The sequence below is a fragment of the Halopseudomonas sp. L-58 genome, from assembly GCF_056859475.1.
Genome location: NZ_JBSXON010000072.1, coordinates 1 through 14,252, shown reverse-complemented (window position 1 = coordinate 14,252; position 14,252 = coordinate 1). Strand labels below are relative to the sequence as shown.

Here is a 14,252-nt window from a genome sequence, read left to right as displayed (position 1 = left end):
GACCGGTTCCTGCGAACTGCCGGAAGGCGTTGAAATGGTAATGCCGGGCGACAACGTCAAGCTGGACGTTACCCTGATCGCTCCGATCGCAATGGAAGACGGTCTGCGCTTCGCGATTCGCGAAGGTGGCCGTACCGTTGGTGCCGGTGTAGTAGCCAAGATCATCGAATAATGATCTGAGGTGAAAGGCAAAGCCCCCGCCTAGCGGGGGCTTTTGTCTTTTGGTTGACAGTGGGGGTGCGCATCAGTAGAATTGCGCCTCCCTTGGACAGGCGTACCTGCAGTTGGGTGTGCCTGAAAACAGTTACTTGGAGTTTCTGGTCAAATGCAGAACCAACAGATTCGTATTCGGTTGAAGGCTTTTGACCATCGCCTGATCGATCAGTCTACCCAGGAAATCGTGGATACCGCGAAACGTACTGGGGCTCAGGTGCGTGGTCCGATCCCTTTGCCGACGCGCAAAGAGCGTTTTACCGTACTGATTTCTCCGCACGTCAATAAAGACGCGCGCGATCAGTATGAAATCCGTACCCATAAACGGGTTCTGGATATCGTTCAGCCCACCGACAAGACTGTCGATGCGCTGATGAAGCTGGACCTTGCCGCTGGCGTTGAGGTTCAGATCAGCCTCGGCTGATAGCCCCAAAACGGGGGCTAAAGGTCGTGTAACGCCCTGTGTTGGGCGGCCATAGCGGGTAATAGCCCCGTGCACTCATGAGGTTTACAAAATGACTATTGGTTTAGTCGGCCGGAAATGCGGTATGACCCGCATTTTCACTGAAGATGGTGTTTCCATTCCGGTTACGGTTGTAGAAGTTGAACCGAACCGCGTCACTCAGGTTAAAACCCTGGAAACTGATGGCTATCAAGCTATTCAGGTCACTGTGGGTGAGCGTCGCGCCAGTCGCGTTACCAAGCCGATGGCTGGGCACTTTGCCAAAGCCAGCACTGCGGCTGGTCGCCAGGTCTGCGAATTCCGCATTGAAGACGGCTCCCAGTATGAAACTGGGGCAGAGCTCACTGTAGCCCTGTTCGAAGCCGGTCAGAAGGTGGATGTAACTGGTCAATCCAAGGGTAAAGGCTTCGCCGGTACCATCAAGCGCTGGAATTTCCGCGGCCAGGACGCTACTCACGGTAACTCGGTATCCCACCGTGTACCCGGTTCCATCGGTCAGTGTCAGACCCCGGGCCGTGTATTCAAGGGCAAGAAGATGTCTGGTCACATGGGTGCCGAACAGGTAACCGTCCAGACTCTCGAGGTCGTTCGCGTAGACGCTGAGCGCAATCTGCTGCTCATCAAGGGCTCCGTGCCTGGCGCTACCGGCAGCGACGTCGTTGTTCGCCCGGCGGTCAAGGCCAAGGGTTAAGGGGGAGTTACCATGAATCTGAATGTAGCTGGTGCAAATGCGATCGAAGTTTCCGATCTGACCTTTGCTACCGAGTTTAACGAGACCCTCGTTCACCAGGCCGTTGTTGCTTACATGGCTGGTGCTCGTCAGGGTACCAAGCAGCAGAAGAACCGTTCCGACGTTTCCGGTGGCGGCAAGAAGCCCTGGCGTCAGAAAGGCACCGGTCGCGCCCGTGCCGGTACTATCCGTAGCCCGATCTGGCGCTCCGGTGGTACTACCTTTGCTGCCCGTCCGCAAAATCACGAGCAGAAGCTGAACCGCAAGATGTATCGCGGTGCAATGCGCTCCATCCTGTCCGAGCTGGTACGCCTGGATCGTCTGGTTGTCGTCGAGAGCTTCTCTGTTGATGCACCGAAGACCAAGGCTCTGGCCGGCAAGCTGAAGGATCTCGATCTGCAGAATGTGCTGATCGTTACCGACGGCGTTGATGAGAACCTGTACCTGGCAGCGCGCAATCTGCCGCACGTCGACGTTCGCGACGTTCAGGGTTCTGACCCGGTTAGCCTGATCGCTTACGACAAGGTGCTGATTACCGTACCTGCTGTTAAGAAGTTCGAGGAGATGCTGGGATGAACCAAGAGCGCATTTTCAAAGTACTGCTTGGCCCGCATGTTTCCGAGAAGGCAACTGTGCTGGCTGACAGCCGCAACCAGTTTGTGTTCAAGGTAGACACTACTGCGACCAAGCTGGAAATCAAGAAAGCCGTTGAGCAATTGTTCAACGTCAAGGTCAAGGCTGTATCGACCTTGAATGTAAAAGGCAAGACCAAGCGAACCGTTCGCGGCCTGGGCAAGCGTAATGACTGGAAAAAGGCGTATGTCAGCCTGCAGCCCGGTCAAGACATCGACTTCGCCAGCGCTGAATAAGACAGGGGTACATCATGGCTATTGTTAAATGTAAACCTACTTCCGCTGGCCGCCGCTTCGTCGTCAAGGTCGTTAACGCTGACCTGCACAAAGGTGCTCCTTACGCGCCTCTGGTAGAGAAGCAAGGCAAGTCTGGTGGTCGTAACAACAACGGCCGCATCACCACGCGTCATCGTGGGGGCGGTCACAAGCAGCACTACCGCATCGTGGACTTCCGTCGTAACAAGGACGGTATCCCCGCTGTAGTAGAGCGCGTCGAGTACGATCCGAATCGTACCGCTCATATTGCTCTGCTGAAGTATGCCGACGGTGAGCGTCGCTACATCATCGCCCCGAAAGGCGTTGTTGCTGGCGATCAACTGGTCTCCGGTGCCGATGCGCCGATCAAGGCCGGTAACACTCTGCCGCTGCGCAATATCCCGGTAGGTAGCACTATCCACGCGATCGAACTGAAGCCGGGTAAAGGCGCTCAGGTAGCTCGCAGTGCCGGTGCCGCTGTCCAGCTGGTTGCTCGCGAAGGTGCCTATGTCACCGTTCGTCTGCGCTCTGGCGAAATGCGCAAAGTCCTTGGCGAATGCCGTGCGACTCTGGGTGAAGTGTCCAACGGTGAGCACAGTCTGCGCTCGCTGGGTAAGGCTGGTGCCAAGCGCTGGCGCGGTGTTCGTCCGACCGTTCGTGGTGTTGCCATGAACCCGGTAGATCACCCGCATGGTGGTGGTGAAGGTCGTACCTCCGGTGGTCGTCATCCGGTTTCCCCGTGGGGCTTCCCGACCAAGGGTGCCAAGACTCGGTCCAACAAGCGCACTGACAAGATGATTGTCCGTCGCCGCAGCAAGTAATTAGAGGGGATACGACAGTGCCGCGTTCTCTGAAGAAAGGTCCTTTTATCGATCTTCACCTGTTGAAGAAGGTCGAAGTGGCAGTTGAAAAGAACGACCGTAAGCCGATCAAGACCTGGTCGCGCCGTTCGATGATTCTGCCGCAGATGGTCGGTCTGACCATCGCTGTACACAACGGTCGTCAGCATGTGCCGGTTATCGTTACCGAAGACATGGTCGGTCACAAGTTGGGCGAATTCTCTGCTACGCGTACCTACCGTGGTCACGCAGCAGACAAGAAAGCCAAGCGCTAAGGGGTTAGAAGATGGAAGTAGCCGCTACTCATAAGGGCGCCCGACTCTCTGCCCAGAAAGCGCGTTTGGTCGCCGACCAGATCCGCGGTAAGAAGGTGGATGAGGCCCTGAACCTGCTGGCATTCAGCAACAAGAAGGCCGCTGCCGTCATCAAGAAAGTGCTCGAGTCGGCGATCGCCAACGCAGAGCATAACGATGGCGCAGACGTGGATGACCTGAAGGTCTCCACCGTGTTTGTTAACGAAGGTCGCTCTCTGAAGCGCATCATGCCGCGTGCCAAAGGCCGCGCTGATCGCATCGTCAAGCGGTCTTGCCACATCACGGTCAAGGTTGCTGACAAGTAGGAGTCGATCAAATGGGTCAGAAAGTACATCCGGTAGGCATTCGCCTCGGTATCGTTAAAGAACACACTTCGGTGTGGTACGCAGACGGTCGCAACTACGCAGACTATCTGAACACTGACCTGAAGGTACGTGCGTACATTCAGGACAAACTGAAAAGTGCCTCTGTCAGCCGCGTTGATATCCAGCGTCCGGCCCAGACTGCCCGCATCACCATTCACACTGCTCGTCCGGGCATCGTGATTGGCAAGAAGGGTGAGGACGTTGAGAAGCTGCGTCAGGAACTGACCAGCCAAATGGGCGTGCCGGTGCACATCAACATCGAAGAGATCCGCAAGCCGGAACTTGACGGTGCCCTGGTTGCACAAAGCGTTGCTCAGCAGCTCGAGCGTCGTGTGATGTTCCGTCGCGCCATGAAGCGCGCCGTACAGAACGCCATGCGCATCGGTGCAAAGGGTATCAAGATCCAGGTTAGCGGCCGTCTTGGCGGCGCCGAGATCGCCCGTACCGAATGGTATCGCGAAGGTCGTGTGCCGCTGCACACCCTGCGTGCCGACATTGACTACGCGACGGCTGAAGCCCACACCACCTACGGTGTGATCGGTGTGAAGGTTTGGATCTTCAAAGGCGAGATCATTGGTGGTCTCCAGGAAGAAACCAAAGCCGTCGCGGCCAAGAAAAAAGCTGCTAAGTAAGGGGTACGCACATGTTACAACCTAAGCGTACGAAGTTCCGCAAGCAGATGACCGGCCACAACCGTGGTCTGGCGCATCGTGGTAGCAAGGTGAGCTTCGGTGAGTTCGCTCTCAAAGCCGTAAGTCGTGGTCGTCTGACTGCACGTCAGATCGAAGCGGCTCGTCGCGCCCTGACTCGTCACGTTAAGCGTGGCGGTAAAATCTGGATCCGGGTTTTTCCGGACAAGCCCATCTCCAAGAAGCCTCTTGAAGTACGTATGGGTAAAGGTAAGGGTAACGTCGAGTACTGGGTGGCCCAGATTCGTCCGGGTAAGGTCCTTTACGAGATTGAAGGTGTTTCCGAAGAGCTGGCCCGCGAAGCATTCGCACTGGCCGCAGCCAAGCTGCCTCTCGCTACCACCTTTGTTAAGCGGACGGTGATGTAATGAAAGCGACAGAACTTCGTGAAAAATCTGCTGAGCAGCTGAATGAACAGCTGCTCACCCTGCTGCGCGATCAGTTCAACCTGCGCATGCAGAAAGCAACCGGTCAGCTCGGTCAAACGCATCTGCTGAACCAGGTAAAGCGCGACATCGCTCGCGTCAAGACCGTGCTCAATCAGAAAGGTGGTAACTGATCATGGCCGAGAACAAAACAGTTCGTACCGTTACTGGCCGTGTTGTCAGTGACAAGATGGATAAAACCATCACTGTGCTCATCGAGCGTCAGGAAAAGCACCCACTGTACGGCAAGTACGTGAAGCGCTCTACCAAGCTCAAGGCGCATGACGAGAACAACGAATGCCGCATCGGCGATCTGGTGACCATTCGTGAGACCCGCCCCTTGGCCAAAACCAAGAGCTGGGCCCTGGTTCAGATCGACGAGCGCGCGGCGCAAGTTTAAGCCCGCGCAACTTAGCGGATTATTTAAGGGTCGGAGAAAGTTATGATTCAGACTCAATCCATGCTGGATGTGGCTGACAACAGTGGTGCACGTCGCGTTATGTGTATCAAGGTTCTGGGCGGTTCTCACCGTCGCTACGCCGGCATTGGCGATATCATCAAAGTGACCGTGAAGGAAGCGATTCCGCGCGGCAAAGTAAAGAAAGGCCAGGTGCTCAACGCGGTCATCGTGCGTACCCGTCACGGCGTACGCCGTACAGACGGTTCGCTGATCCGTTTCGATGGCAACGCTGCCGTTCTGCTCAACAACAAGAATGAGCCGATCGGTACCCGCATCTTTGGGCCGGTGACTCGTGAACTGCGTAACGAGCAGTTCATGAAGATCGTTTCCCTCGCGCCCGAAGTGCTGTAAGGAGCCCGGTCATGCAAAAGATCAAACGCGACGACGACGTAATCGTCATTGCCGGTAAAGACAAGGGCAAGCGCGGCAAAGTCCTGAAAGTTGGTGACGATGCCCGCCTGCTGGTTTCCGGTGTCAACATTATCAAGCGCCACACCAAGCCGAACCCGATGGCTGGTGCACAGGGCGGTATTGTTGAGAAGGAGGCGCCGATCCACGTCTCCAACGTGGCAATCTTCAACCCCGAGACCAACAAGGCCGATCGCGTCGGCTTCAAGGTCGAAGACGGTAAGAAGGTTCGTATTTTCAAGTCGACCCAAAAAGCTGTCGACGCTTGAGAATCTAGGTGCTTACCATGGCGAGATTGAAAGAAACCTATCGCACTACCATCGCTCCGAAACTCCAGGCTGAACTGGGTCTGAATGCGATGGAAGTGCCGAAAATCACCAAGATCACCCTGAACATGGGTCTTGGCGAAGCTGTTGGTGACAAGAAAGTCATCGAAAACGCACTGGCTGACCTCGAGAAGATCACCGGCCGTAAAGGCATCGTGACCTATGCTCGCAAATCCATTGCAGGCTTCAAGATTCGTGACGGCTGGCCGATTGGCGTAAAGGTTACCCTGCGCCGCGAGCAGATGTACGAATTCCTGGATCGTCTGCTGTCGATTTCCCTGCCGCGCGTTCGTGACTTCCGTGGCCTGAATGCCAAGTCCTTTGACGGTCGTGGCAACTACAGCATGGGCGTCAAGGAACAGATCATTTTCCCGGAAATCGATTACGACAAGATCGATGCCCTGCGTGGTCTGGACATCACCTTGACTACTACTGCGCGAACCGACGACGAAGGTCGTGCGCTGCTGCGCGCGTTCAACTTCCCGTTCCGTAACTAGGAGTCAGGACAATGGCAAAAGTCAGTATGAAGAACCGTGAAGCCAAGCGCGCCCGCCTGGTTGCCAAGTTTGCTGCAAAACGTGCAGCTCTCAAGGACACCATCGGTAACGTAAACGCTTCCGTTGAAGATCGCTGGGCAGCTCAAGTTGCCCTGCAGAAACTGCCGCGCGACTCCAGCCCGGTCCGTCAGCGTAACCGCTGCCGCGTTACCGGTCGTCCGCACGGCGTATACCGCAAGTTTGGACTGAGCCGCATCAAGCTGCGTGAAGCAGCAATGCGCGGCGATGTGCCCGGCCTGGTCAAGGCCAGCTGGTAAACCAGACTTTTATTACTCAGTTTCAGGAGCACATAGCCCATGAGTATGCAGGACCCGTTGGCAGATATGCTGACCCGTATCCGTAATGCCCAGATGGCTGAGAAGTCCAGCGTCAGCATGCCTTCGGCAAAGCTGAAGGTGGCTGTCGCCAAGGTACTTAAGGAAGAAGGCTACGTTGCAGGCTACGAAGTAGTTGGCGACGTCAAGCCCACTCTGTCTATCGAACTCAAGTACTTCGAAGGCAAGCCGGTAATTGAAGAGCTCAAGCGCGTAAGCCGTCCTGGCCTGCGCCAGTACAAAGCCGTTGACCAGCTTCCGAAGGTCAAGGGTGGTCTGGGCGTTTCCATCGTCTCCACCAATAAAGGTGTGATGACTGATCGCGCTGCTCGCGCTGCCGGTATCGGCGGCGAAGTTCTCTGCACCGTATTCTGATAGGGGGTCACGATGTCTCGCGTCGCTAAGAACCCTGTCAAACTGCCGCAGGGTGTAGAAGCAAAACTGAACGGTCAGGAACTGTCGATCAAGGGTGCCAAGGGCGCTCTTAGTCTGAACCTGCACCCGACTGTTGAAGTTGTTCAGGAAGACGGTGAGCTGCGTTTCGCAGCGCGCGCCGGTAGCCTGAACATGGCCATGGCCGGTACCACCCGCGCCCTGGTCAACAATATGGTCATTGGCGTCAGCCAGGGCTTTGAGCGCAAGCTCCAGCTGGTTGGTGTTGGTTACAAGGCGCAGGCCAAGGGTCAGGTTCTGAACCTGGCACTGGGTTACTCGCACCCGATCGACTACCAGCTGCCTGAGGGTGTTTCTGTTGAAACCCCCAGCCAGACTGACATTATCATCAAAGGCATCGACAAGCAGCTGGTTGGTCAAGTAGCAGCGGAAATTCGTGATTTCCGTCGTCCGGAGCCCTATAAGGGCAAGGGTGTACGCTACTCCGATGAGGTAGTGCGTCGTAAAGAAGCCAAGAAGAAGTAGGGCATAGCAAATGAGCGATAAAAAAGTTATTCGTCTCCGTCGCGCTCGCCGTACGCGCCTGAAGTTGCGCGAACTGGAAGCCGTTCGTCTCTGCGTGTACCGCTCTTCGCAGCACATGTACGCACAGGTTATCTCGGCAGATGGCAGCCAAGTGCTGGCCAGCGCCTCCACTCTGGATGCTGAATTGCGTGCCGGTTCTACCGGTAACATTGAAGCGGCCAAGAAGGTAGGTCTGCTGGTTGCTGAGCGAGCCAAGGCCGCCGGTGTAACTCAGGTCGCCTTCGACCGTTCCGGCTTCAAGTACCATGGTCGCGTAAAAGCGCTGGCCGACGCCGCTCGTGAAGGCGGGCTGGAATTCTAAGGGTAGAGTTATGGCTAATTTCGATCAAAAGCGCGACGAAGGTTACATCGAGAAGCTGGTTCAGGTGAACCGCGTCGCCAAAGTAGTAAAAGGCGGCCGTATCTTCGCTTTCACAGCGCTGACTGTTGTCGGTGACGGCAAGGGTCGCGTTGGTTTCGGTCGCGGCAAGGCACGTGAAGTGCCTGCCGCCATCCAGAAGGCGATGGAAGCGGCACGTCGTAACATGATCCAGGTTGATCTGGACGGTACCACCCTGCAGTACCCCGTTCGTGCAGCTCACGGCGCCTCCAAGGTGTTCATGCAGCCGGCGTCCGAAGGTACCGGTGTTATCGCCGGTGGTGCAATGCGCGCCGTCCTGGAAGCGGCTGGTGTACACAACGTACTGGCCAAGTGTTACGGTTCCACCAACCCGGTTAACGTCGTTCAGGCTACCTACAAGGGTCTGAAGTCGATGCAGTCTCCCGAGTCTGTAGCGGCCAAGCGCGGCAAGACCGTCGAAGACATCACGGGGTAAGCGGACATGGCAAACGCAAAAATCAAGGTGACTCTGTTCAAGAGCGTCGCTGGTCGTCTGCCGAAGCACCAGGCCTGCGTTAAGGGTCTGGGTCTGCGCCGCATCGGCCACACCGTCGAAGTCGAAGACACTCCGTCGGTTCGTGGGATGATCAACAAGGTCTCCTACATGGTTCGGGTAGAGGAATAAGACATGAAACTGAATGATCTGCGTTCCGCGCCGGGTGCACGCCGTGAAAAGCTGCGCGTCGGTCGTGGTATCGGTAGCGGTCTGGGTAAGACCGCTGGCCGCGGTCACAAGGGTCTGACCTCGCGTTCCGGTGGCACCGTTGCCCCCGGTTTCGAGGGTGGTCAGCAGCCGCTGCACCGTCGTCTGCCGAAGTTTGGTTTTACTTCCAAACTGGCTATGGTCACTGCTGAAATTCGCACCAGCGAACTGAACGCAGTTGACGCTGAGGTCATTGACCTGCAGGCGCTGAAAGATGCCAACGTAATTGGCAACAAGTTTGTACGAGCCAAGATCGTCCTGTCCGGCGACGTAACCAAAGCGGTTACCGTCAAAGGTCTGGCCGTCACCAAAGGTGCTCGTGCAGCGATCGAAGCAGCTGGTGGCAAGATCGAGGACTAAATGGCTAAGCAAGGCGCTCTTTCTGGAATGAATCAAGGTGGCTTGAGTGAACTCTGGGGGCGCCTGCGCTTCCTGTTCCTCGCGATCATCGTTTACCGTATCGGGGCGCATATTCCGGTTCCCGGGATAAACCCTGATCGTCTGGCCGATCTGTTCAATCAGAATTCAGAGACGATCCTTAGCCTGTTCAACATGTTCTCCGGCGGTGCCCTGGAGCGAATGAGTATCTTCGCTCTGGGCATCATGCCGTACATCTCTGCATCCATCATCATGCAGCTGATGACGGCGGTTACCCCGTCGCTTGAGCAGTTGAAGAAGGAAGGGGAGTCCGGACGCCGGAAGATCAGTCAGTACACGCGTTATCTGACGCTGGTGCTGGCTTTTATACAAGCCATCGGTATGTCCGTTGGTCTGGCCAGTCAGGGCGTTGCGTTTGACACAGGGTTCAGCTTCTATTTTGTGGCTGTTACTACCTTTGTTGCTGGCGCAATGTTCATGATGTGGCTCGGTGAGCAGATCACCGAGCGAGGTATCGGTAACGGTATCTCGATGCTGATTTTCGCCGGCATTGTTGCCGGTTTGCCGGCAGCCATTGGACAGTCCTTCGAAGGTGCCCGTCTGGGTACCATCAACATATTCGCGCTGATTGGTGTTGGCCTGGTGGCTATTGCCATGATTGCGTTCGTCGTCTTCGTCGAGCGTGGCCAGCGCAGAATTACGGTCAACTACGCCAAGCGTCAGCAAGGTCGCAAGGTATTCGCCGCGCAGACCAGCCATTTGCCTCTCAAGGTCAACATGGCAGGTGTGATCCCGGCGATCTTTGCCAGCAGTATCCTGTTGTTCCCGGCCTCGCTGGGTACCTGGTTCGCCCAGGGTGACAACATGGAATGGCTGCAAACCCTGGCTCAGGCCATTGGACCGGGTAAGCCGCTGAATATCATTCTGTTTAGTGCAGGGATTATTTTCTTCTGCTTCTTCTACACAGCCTTGATGTTCAATCCGAAGGATGTTGCGGAAAACCTCAAGAAGTCCGGCGCGTTCATTCCGGGTATCCGTCCCGGTGAGCAGTCCGCTCGCTACATTGATAGCGTTCTGACTCGCCTCACCCTGTTCGGGGCCCTGTATATGACCGCTGTCTGCTTGTTGCCGCAGTTCCTGGTGGTGTCGGCGAATGTGCCCTTCTATCTGGGTGGGACATCGCTGCTGATCGTTGTTGTGGTTGTTATGGACTTCATGTCCCAAGTACAATCGCATCTCGTTTCTCAGCAGTACGAGTCTCTTTTGAAGAAATCTAACCTGAAAGGTTACGGCAGCGGCATGCTCCGCTGAGTCTTCGGGTTATAGGAGTCGGCTATGAAAGTTGCAGCATCAGTCAAGAAGCTTTGCCGTAACTGCAAGGTTATCCGTCGCAACGGTTGCGTACGTGTAATCTGCAGTGCTGAGCCCCGTCATAAGCAGCGCCAGGGTTAATTCCCGGTTCTGAATTAAGACTACGTCTCAGGATAACCGCCACCTGGCCAAATTTTGGCCAGGTGGTTGAATTTTATTTTTGTTAGCGCTACCCTACTGCACCCTTTTTCGAGCAACCTCTTTGGGTTGAGTCAGGTAGCTGTCAGACGGAGTAAATTGGATGGCCCGTATTGCAGGCGTCAACATCCCGGATAACAAGCACACTGTTATCTCTCTGACCTATATCTTTGGTATTGGTCAGACCAAGGCACAACAGATCTGTGCCGCCACTGGCATTGAGCCCAGTGTCAAAATCAAGGATCTGAGCGAAGAGCAGATTGATACCCTGCGCAATGAAGTCGCCAAGAGCAACACCGAAGGCGATCTGCGCCGCGCGATCAACATGAACGTCAAGCGCCTCATGGATCTCGGCTGCTATCGTGGCCTGCGTCACCGTCGTGGCCTGCCGGTCCGCGGTCAGCGCACCAAGACCAATGCCCGTACCCGTAAGGGTCCGCGCAAGCCGATCCGTAAGTAATTGCGAGGGAATCTACAGATATGGCTAAGCCAGCTGCTCGTGTACGTAAAAAAGTAAAAAAGACGGTCGTTGATGGGGTCGCCCACATCCACGCGTCTTTCAATAACACCATCATCACCATCACTGACCGTCAGGGTAACGCCCTGAGCTGGGCAACTTCCGGTGGCTCCGGCTTCCGTGGTTCCCGTAAGAGCACTCCGTTTGCTGCCCAGGTAGCTGCCGAGCGCGCCGGTCAGGCTGCTCTTGAGTATGGCCTGAAGAACCTCGACGTTTGCGTTAAAGGCCCCGGCCCGGGTCGTGAGTCGGCAGTTCGTGCACTGAATTCTTGTGGTTACAAGATCAGCAGCATCACCGATGTCACCCCTATTCCCCACAACGGCTGCCGCCCGCCCAAGAAGCGTCGCGTTTAATCAGGAGACGGTAAAATGGCTCGTTATATTGGTCCCAAGTGCAAGCTGTCTCGTCGCGAAGGTACTGACCTGTTCCTGAAAAGCGGCGTGCGCGCTCTCGACTCCAAGTGCAAACTGGAAACCCCTCCGGGTGTTCACGGTCAGCGCCGCGGTCGTCTTTCGGAATACGGTACTCAGCTGCGCGAGAAGCAGAAAGTCCGTCGTATGTATGGCGTTCTGGAGCGTCAGTTCCGCAACTATTACAAGGAAGCAGCCCGTCTGAAGGGCGCTACCGGTGAGAACCTGCTGCAACTGCTCGAGCGTCGTCTGGACAACGTCGTTTACCGCATGGGTTTCGGTGCCACTCGCGCTGAAGCACGCCAGCTGGTATCCCACAAGTCCATCAGTGTCAATGGCAAGACTGTCAATATCGCGTCTTACCTGGTTTCCCCGGGTGACGTAGTTGCTGTCCGTGAAAAGGCCAAGAACCAGCTGCGCATCAACAGCGCTCTGGAGCAGGCTGCTCAGCGCGGTGGTGCGGAGTGGGTTGAAGTAGACGCTGGCAAGAAAGAAGGCGTTTTCAAAGCCCTGCCTGCACGCAGCGACCTGTACGCCGACATCAACGAAAACCTGATCGTCGAGCTGTACTCCAAGTAAGCGACAGACAGCATAAAGGTGCCCCACATGCAGAGTTCGGTTACCGAGTTTCTAACACCGCGTCACATTGACGTTCAGGAAACTTCGCCCACACGTGCCAAGATTACTCTTGAGCCGCTGGAGCGTGGTTTCGGTCACACCCTGGGCAATGCGCTTCGTCGCATTCTGCTCTCGTCCATGCCCGGCTGCGCCGTGGTAGAGGCCGAAATCGACGGCGTGTTGCACGAGTACAGCGCCATCGAAGGCGTTCAGGAAGACGTCATCGAGATCCTGCTTAACCTGAAAGGGTTGGCGATCACCATGCACGGTCGCGACCAGGTAACCCTGAACCTTTCCAAGAAAGGCCCGGGTGTTGTTACTGCCGCCGACATTCAGCTGGACCACGACGTCGAGATCGTCAACCCGGATCACGTGATTGCCACGCTGTCCGACAACGGCGAACTGAACATGAAGCTCACTGTAGCTCGTGGTCGTGGTTACGAGCCGGCCGATGCGCGTCAGTCCGATGAGGACGAGACCCGCTCTATCGGTCGTCTGCAGCTGGACGCCACCTACACTCCCGTACGCCGCGTTGCGTATGTGGTGGAGAGTGCGCGTGTCGAGCAGCGTACCAACCTGGACAAGCTGGTCATCGATCTCGAGACCAACGGCACTCTGGACCCGGAAGAGGCGATTCGTCGCGCTGCAACCATCCTCCAGCAGCAACTGGCTGCCTTCGTTGACCTGAAGGGTGACCAGGAGCCGGTGGTGGAGCAGCAGGAAGACGAGATTGACCCGATCCTGCTGCGCCCGGTGGACGATCTTGAGCTGACTGTCCGTTCGGCCAACTGCCTGAAGGCCGAAAATATCTATTACATTGGCGATCTGATCCAGCGTACCGAAGTAGAGCTGCTGAAGACCCCGAACCTGGGCAAGAAGTCTCTGACCGAGATCAAAGACGTTCTGGCCTCTCGTGGTCTGTCTCTGGGTATGCGTCTGGACAACTGGCCGCCTGCAAGCTTGAAGAAGGACGATAAGGTTTCGGCCTGATCGTCTCGACACCGAGGAATTGAGAGATGCGTCATCGTAAAAGTGGTCGTCACCTGAGTCGGACCAGCGCACACCGCAAGGCTATGTTCCAGAACATGGCTGTGTCGCTGTTCGAGAATGAACTGATCAAAACTACTCTGCCGAAAGCCAAGGAGCTGCGTCGCGTTGCCGAGCCGCTGATCACCCTGGCCAAGGAAGACACCGTTGCCAACCGTCGTCTGGCGTTTGACCGTACTCGCAGCAAGTCTGCAGTCGGCAAACTGTTCAACGACCTGGGCAAGCGCTATGCAACCCGTCCGGGTGGCTACGTTCGTATCCTCAAGTGCGGTTTCCGCGCTGGTGATGCTGCCCCGATGGCTTACGTTGAGCTGGTTGACCGCCCAGAAGCGGTTGCAGCTGAAGAGTAAGTATCAGCGCTACAAAAAAACCGGCTCAGGCCGGTTCAGACTGCTGACAAAGCCCCTAGCCGAAAGGCGGGGGCTTTTGTTTAATGGGTTGTCGTTTACTGCAGGCCAACCCGATGCTCAAACCCCCTTCACCCAAACAGCACGCGCTGGAGATGGTCACCCTCGAAGAACTGGTGCCAGCCGACCATCTGCTGCGCAGGATCGCCCGCCATATCGATTTCGAGTTTATTCGGCCTGCCACGCAGCACCTGTATTGCGCTGACAACGGTCGTCCGGCGATTGACCCGGTTATGCTGTTCAAGATGCTGTTTATTGGATACTTGTTTGGCGTGCGCAGTGAACGACAGTTGATGCGCGAGATCCAGGTCAACGT

At 56.2% G+C, this 14,252-nt stretch carries 30 protein-coding genes; all 30 read left to right on the top strand.

All coding sequences use genetic code 11. The annotated features are described in order from the left end of the window. A partial coding sequence (locus AC13EY_RS14195) for an EF-Tu C-terminal domain-related protein (protein WP_482876133.1) occupies positions 1 to 172 on the top strand: 172 nt, incomplete at its 5' end. Between the two features lie 153 nt (positions 173 to 325). Beyond that, complete coding sequence (rpsJ, locus tag AC13EY_RS14190) at positions 326 to 637, top strand: 30S ribosomal protein S10 (RefSeq protein WP_044501102.1); 312 nt, start codon at positions 326 to 328, stop codon at positions 635 to 637. 91 nt (positions 638 to 728) lie between these two features. Continuing rightward, positions 729 to 1,367, top strand: coding sequence for a 50S ribosomal protein L3 (rplC, locus tag AC13EY_RS14185; protein WP_228247488.1), 639 nt, complete (start codon positions 729 to 731; stop codon positions 1,365 to 1,367). A gap of 12 nt (positions 1,368 to 1,379) precedes the next feature. Continuing rightward, positions 1,380 to 1,982 (top strand): 50S ribosomal protein L4, encoded by a 603-nt coding sequence (rplD, locus tag AC13EY_RS14180; RefSeq protein WP_088277337.1) that lies wholly within the window; start codon positions 1,380 to 1,382, stop codon positions 1,980 to 1,982. Beyond that, positions 1,979 to 2,275, top strand: a complete 297-nt coding sequence (gene rplW, locus AC13EY_RS14175) for a 50S ribosomal protein L23 (RefSeq protein WP_088277339.1) — start codon at positions 1,979 to 1,981, stop codon at positions 2,273 to 2,275. The genes rplD and rplW overlap by 4 nt, the downstream gene beginning before the upstream one ends. A gap of 14 nt (positions 2,276 to 2,289) precedes the next feature. After that, entirely contained in the window at positions 2,290 to 3,114 is an 825-nt protein-coding gene (rplB, locus tag AC13EY_RS14170) for a 50S ribosomal protein L2 (RefSeq protein ID WP_088277341.1), read from the top strand. Between the two features lie 17 nt (positions 3,115 to 3,131). Then, positions 3,132 to 3,407 (top strand): 30S ribosomal protein S19, encoded by a 276-nt coding sequence (gene rpsS / locus AC13EY_RS14165; protein WP_088277343.1) that lies wholly within the window; start codon positions 3,132 to 3,134, stop codon positions 3,405 to 3,407. A gap of 11 nt (positions 3,408 to 3,418) precedes the next feature. Further along, positions 3,419 to 3,751: a 50S ribosomal protein L22 gene (gene rplV, locus AC13EY_RS14160; RefSeq protein ID WP_088277345.1), complete on the top strand. Its 333-nt coding sequence runs from the start codon at positions 3,419 to 3,421 to the stop codon at positions 3,749 to 3,751. Between the two features lie 11 nt (positions 3,752 to 3,762). Then, positions 3,763 to 4,443, top strand: coding sequence for a 30S ribosomal protein S3 (gene rpsC, locus AC13EY_RS14155; protein ID WP_088277347.1), 681 nt, complete (start codon positions 3,763 to 3,765; stop codon positions 4,441 to 4,443). An 11-nt stretch (positions 4,444 to 4,454) separates the two neighbouring features. Further along, complete coding sequence (gene rplP / locus AC13EY_RS14150; RefSeq protein WP_088277349.1) at positions 4,455 to 4,868, top strand: 50S ribosomal protein L16; 414 nt, start codon at positions 4,455 to 4,457, stop codon at positions 4,866 to 4,868. Beyond that, on the top strand, positions 4,868 to 5,059 hold the full coding sequence (rpmC, locus tag AC13EY_RS14145) for a 50S ribosomal protein L29 (protein WP_083728635.1): 192 nt from the start codon (positions 4,868 to 4,870) through the stop codon (positions 5,057 to 5,059). Before rplP ends, rpmC begins: the two co-directional genes overlap by 1 nt. 2 nt (positions 5,060 to 5,061) lie before the next feature. Beyond that, the gene (rpsQ, locus tag AC13EY_RS14140) at positions 5,062 to 5,325 is read left to right on the top strand and encodes a 30S ribosomal protein S17 (protein WP_104739447.1); all 264 of its coding nucleotides are present in this window, start codon (positions 5,062 to 5,064) and stop codon (positions 5,323 to 5,325) included. A gap of 42 nt (positions 5,326 to 5,367) precedes the next feature. After that, positions 5,368 to 5,736 carry a 50S ribosomal protein L14 gene (gene rplN / locus AC13EY_RS14135; RefSeq protein ID WP_088277353.1) on the top strand — a complete coding sequence of 123 codons (369 nt, stop codon included), beginning with the start codon at positions 5,368 to 5,370 and terminating at the stop codon, positions 5,734 to 5,736. Between the two features lie 11 nt (positions 5,737 to 5,747). After that, on the top strand, positions 5,748 to 6,062 hold the full coding sequence (gene rplX, locus AC13EY_RS14130; protein WP_088277355.1) for a 50S ribosomal protein L24: 315 nt from the start codon (positions 5,748 to 5,750) through the stop codon (positions 6,060 to 6,062). 17 nt (positions 6,063 to 6,079) lie between these two features. Further along, positions 6,080 to 6,616, top strand: a complete 537-nt coding sequence (gene rplE / locus AC13EY_RS14125) for a 50S ribosomal protein L5 (RefSeq protein ID WP_088277357.1) — start codon at positions 6,080 to 6,082, stop codon at positions 6,614 to 6,616. A gap of 11 nt (positions 6,617 to 6,627) precedes the next feature. Next, positions 6,628 to 6,933: a 30S ribosomal protein S14 gene (gene rpsN / locus AC13EY_RS14120; protein WP_088277359.1), complete on the top strand. Its 306-nt coding sequence runs from the start codon at positions 6,628 to 6,630 to the stop codon at positions 6,931 to 6,933. A 39-nt stretch (positions 6,934 to 6,972) separates the two neighbouring features. Then, positions 6,973 to 7,365: a 30S ribosomal protein S8 gene (rpsH, locus tag AC13EY_RS14115; protein WP_228247489.1), complete on the top strand. Its 393-nt coding sequence runs from the start codon at positions 6,973 to 6,975 to the stop codon at positions 7,363 to 7,365. Between the two features lie 12 nt (positions 7,366 to 7,377). Beyond that, entirely contained in the window at positions 7,378 to 7,908 is a 531-nt protein-coding gene (gene rplF / locus AC13EY_RS14110; RefSeq protein WP_088277363.1) for a 50S ribosomal protein L6, read from the top strand. 10 nt (positions 7,909 to 7,918) lie between these two features. Beyond that, the gene (gene rplR / locus AC13EY_RS14105; protein ID WP_088277365.1) at positions 7,919 to 8,269 is read left to right on the top strand and encodes a 50S ribosomal protein L18; all 351 of its coding nucleotides are present in this window, start codon (positions 7,919 to 7,921) and stop codon (positions 8,267 to 8,269) included. Between the two features lie 10 nt (positions 8,270 to 8,279). After that, positions 8,280 to 8,783: a 30S ribosomal protein S5 gene (gene rpsE, locus AC13EY_RS14100; protein WP_083728626.1), complete on the top strand. Its 504-nt coding sequence runs from the start codon at positions 8,280 to 8,282 to the stop codon at positions 8,781 to 8,783. A gap of 6 nt (positions 8,784 to 8,789) precedes the next feature. Beyond that, positions 8,790 to 8,972, top strand: coding sequence for a 50S ribosomal protein L30 (gene rpmD, locus AC13EY_RS14095; RefSeq protein WP_088277367.1), 183 nt, complete (start codon positions 8,790 to 8,792; stop codon positions 8,970 to 8,972). A 3-nt stretch (positions 8,973 to 8,975) separates the two neighbouring features. Continuing rightward, positions 8,976 to 9,410: a 50S ribosomal protein L15 gene (gene rplO, locus AC13EY_RS14090; RefSeq protein WP_088277369.1), complete on the top strand. Its 435-nt coding sequence runs from the start codon at positions 8,976 to 8,978 to the stop codon at positions 9,408 to 9,410. After that, a complete protein-coding gene (gene secY, locus AC13EY_RS14085; RefSeq protein WP_088277371.1) occupies positions 9,411 to 10,739 on the top strand; it encodes a preprotein translocase subunit SecY in 1,329 nt (442 codons plus the stop codon). A gap of 24 nt (positions 10,740 to 10,763) precedes the next feature. Beyond that, complete coding sequence (rpmJ, locus tag AC13EY_RS14080; protein ID WP_088277373.1) at positions 10,764 to 10,880, top strand: 50S ribosomal protein L36; 117 nt, start codon at positions 10,764 to 10,766, stop codon at positions 10,878 to 10,880. A gap of 160 nt (positions 10,881 to 11,040) precedes the next feature. Next, positions 11,041 to 11,397 (top strand): 30S ribosomal protein S13, encoded by a 357-nt coding sequence (gene rpsM, locus AC13EY_RS14075; RefSeq protein WP_088277375.1) that lies wholly within the window; start codon positions 11,041 to 11,043, stop codon positions 11,395 to 11,397. A 20-nt stretch (positions 11,398 to 11,417) separates the two neighbouring features. Then, positions 11,418 to 11,807 (top strand): 30S ribosomal protein S11, encoded by a 390-nt coding sequence (gene rpsK / locus AC13EY_RS14070; protein WP_083728622.1) that lies wholly within the window; start codon positions 11,418 to 11,420, stop codon positions 11,805 to 11,807. 15 nt (positions 11,808 to 11,822) lie between these two features. Further along, complete coding sequence (gene rpsD / locus AC13EY_RS14065; protein WP_088277377.1) at positions 11,823 to 12,443, top strand: 30S ribosomal protein S4; 621 nt, start codon at positions 11,823 to 11,825, stop codon at positions 12,441 to 12,443. Positions 12,444 to 12,470: 27 nt separating this feature from the next. Beyond that, complete coding sequence (locus AC13EY_RS14060) at positions 12,471 to 13,472, top strand: DNA-directed RNA polymerase subunit alpha (RefSeq protein ID WP_228247490.1); 1,002 nt, start codon at positions 12,471 to 12,473, stop codon at positions 13,470 to 13,472. 26 nt (positions 13,473 to 13,498) lie between these two features. After that, positions 13,499 to 13,879, top strand: a complete 381-nt coding sequence (rplQ, locus tag AC13EY_RS14055; RefSeq protein WP_088277381.1) for a 50S ribosomal protein L17 — start codon at positions 13,499 to 13,501, stop codon at positions 13,877 to 13,879. A 113-nt stretch (positions 13,880 to 13,992) separates the two neighbouring features. Then, the coding region (locus AC13EY_RS14050; RefSeq protein WP_482890420.1) for a transposase at positions 13,993 to 14,252 on the top strand (260 nt) is incomplete at its 3' end.

What these genes read in the sequence shown, in the direction of transcription:
- rplC (WP_228247488.1), top strand. Translation starts at nt 729, where the DNA reads ATGACTATTGGTTTAGTCGGCCGGAAATGCGGTATGACCCGCATTTTC.
- rplO (WP_088277369.1), top strand. Translation starts at nt 8,976, where the DNA reads ATGAAACTGAATGATCTGCGTTCCGCGCCGGGTGCACGCCGTGAAAAG.
- rplB (WP_088277341.1), top strand. Translation starts at nt 2,290, where the DNA reads ATGGCTATTGTTAAATGTAAACCTACTTCCGCTGGCCGCCGCTTCGTC.
- rpsQ (WP_104739447.1), top strand. Translation starts at nt 5,062, where the DNA reads ATGGCCGAGAACAAAACAGTTCGTACCGTTACTGGCCGTGTTGTCAGT.
- rpsD (WP_088277377.1), top strand. Translation starts at nt 11,823, where the DNA reads ATGGCTCGTTATATTGGTCCCAAGTGCAAGCTGTCTCGTCGCGAAGGT.
- rplE (WP_088277357.1), top strand. Translation starts at nt 6,080, where the DNA reads ATGGCGAGATTGAAAGAAACCTATCGCACTACCATCGCTCCGAAACTC.
- rplD (WP_088277337.1), top strand. Translation starts at nt 1,380, where the DNA reads ATGAATCTGAATGTAGCTGGTGCAAATGCGATCGAAGTTTCCGATCTG.
- rpmC (WP_083728635.1), top strand. Translation starts at nt 4,868, where the DNA reads ATGAAAGCGACAGAACTTCGTGAAAAATCTGCTGAGCAGCTGAATGAA.
- rplW (WP_088277339.1), top strand. Translation starts at nt 1,979, where the DNA reads ATGAACCAAGAGCGCATTTTCAAAGTACTGCTTGGCCCGCATGTTTCC.
- AC13EY_RS14060 (WP_228247490.1), top strand. Translation starts at nt 12,471, where the DNA reads ATGCAGAGTTCGGTTACCGAGTTTCTAACACCGCGTCACATTGACGTT.
- rplV (WP_088277345.1), top strand. Translation starts at nt 3,419, where the DNA reads ATGGAAGTAGCCGCTACTCATAAGGGCGCCCGACTCTCTGCCCAGAAA.
- rpsM (WP_088277375.1), top strand. Translation starts at nt 11,041, where the DNA reads ATGGCCCGTATTGCAGGCGTCAACATCCCGGATAACAAGCACACTGTT.
- rpsH (WP_228247489.1), top strand. Translation starts at nt 6,973, where the DNA reads ATGAGTATGCAGGACCCGTTGGCAGATATGCTGACCCGTATCCGTAAT.
- rplF (WP_088277363.1), top strand. Translation starts at nt 7,378, where the DNA reads ATGTCTCGCGTCGCTAAGAACCCTGTCAAACTGCCGCAGGGTGTAGAA.
- rpsJ (WP_044501102.1), top strand. Translation starts at nt 326, where the DNA reads ATGCAGAACCAACAGATTCGTATTCGGTTGAAGGCTTTTGACCATCGC.
- secY (WP_088277371.1), top strand. Translation starts at nt 9,411, where the DNA reads ATGGCTAAGCAAGGCGCTCTTTCTGGAATGAATCAAGGTGGCTTGAGT.
- rpsE (WP_083728626.1), top strand. Translation starts at nt 8,280, where the DNA reads ATGGCTAATTTCGATCAAAAGCGCGACGAAGGTTACATCGAGAAGCTG.
- rplQ (WP_088277381.1), top strand. Translation starts at nt 13,499, where the DNA reads ATGCGTCATCGTAAAAGTGGTCGTCACCTGAGTCGGACCAGCGCACAC.
- rplP (WP_088277349.1), top strand. Translation starts at nt 4,455, where the DNA reads ATGTTACAACCTAAGCGTACGAAGTTCCGCAAGCAGATGACCGGCCAC.
- rpmD (WP_088277367.1), top strand. Translation starts at nt 8,790, where the DNA reads ATGGCAAACGCAAAAATCAAGGTGACTCTGTTCAAGAGCGTCGCTGGT.
- rplX (WP_088277355.1), top strand. Translation starts at nt 5,748, where the DNA reads ATGCAAAAGATCAAACGCGACGACGACGTAATCGTCATTGCCGGTAAA.
- rpsC (WP_088277347.1), top strand. Translation starts at nt 3,763, where the DNA reads ATGGGTCAGAAAGTACATCCGGTAGGCATTCGCCTCGGTATCGTTAAA.
- rpmJ (WP_088277373.1), top strand. Translation starts at nt 10,764, where the DNA reads ATGAAAGTTGCAGCATCAGTCAAGAAGCTTTGCCGTAACTGCAAGGTT.
- rpsN (WP_088277359.1), top strand. Translation starts at nt 6,628, where the DNA reads ATGGCAAAAGTCAGTATGAAGAACCGTGAAGCCAAGCGCGCCCGCCTG.
- rpsK (WP_083728622.1), top strand. Translation starts at nt 11,418, where the DNA reads ATGGCTAAGCCAGCTGCTCGTGTACGTAAAAAAGTAAAAAAGACGGTC.
- rplN (WP_088277353.1), top strand. Translation starts at nt 5,368, where the DNA reads ATGATTCAGACTCAATCCATGCTGGATGTGGCTGACAACAGTGGTGCA.
- rplR (WP_088277365.1), top strand. Translation starts at nt 7,919, where the DNA reads ATGAGCGATAAAAAAGTTATTCGTCTCCGTCGCGCTCGCCGTACGCGC.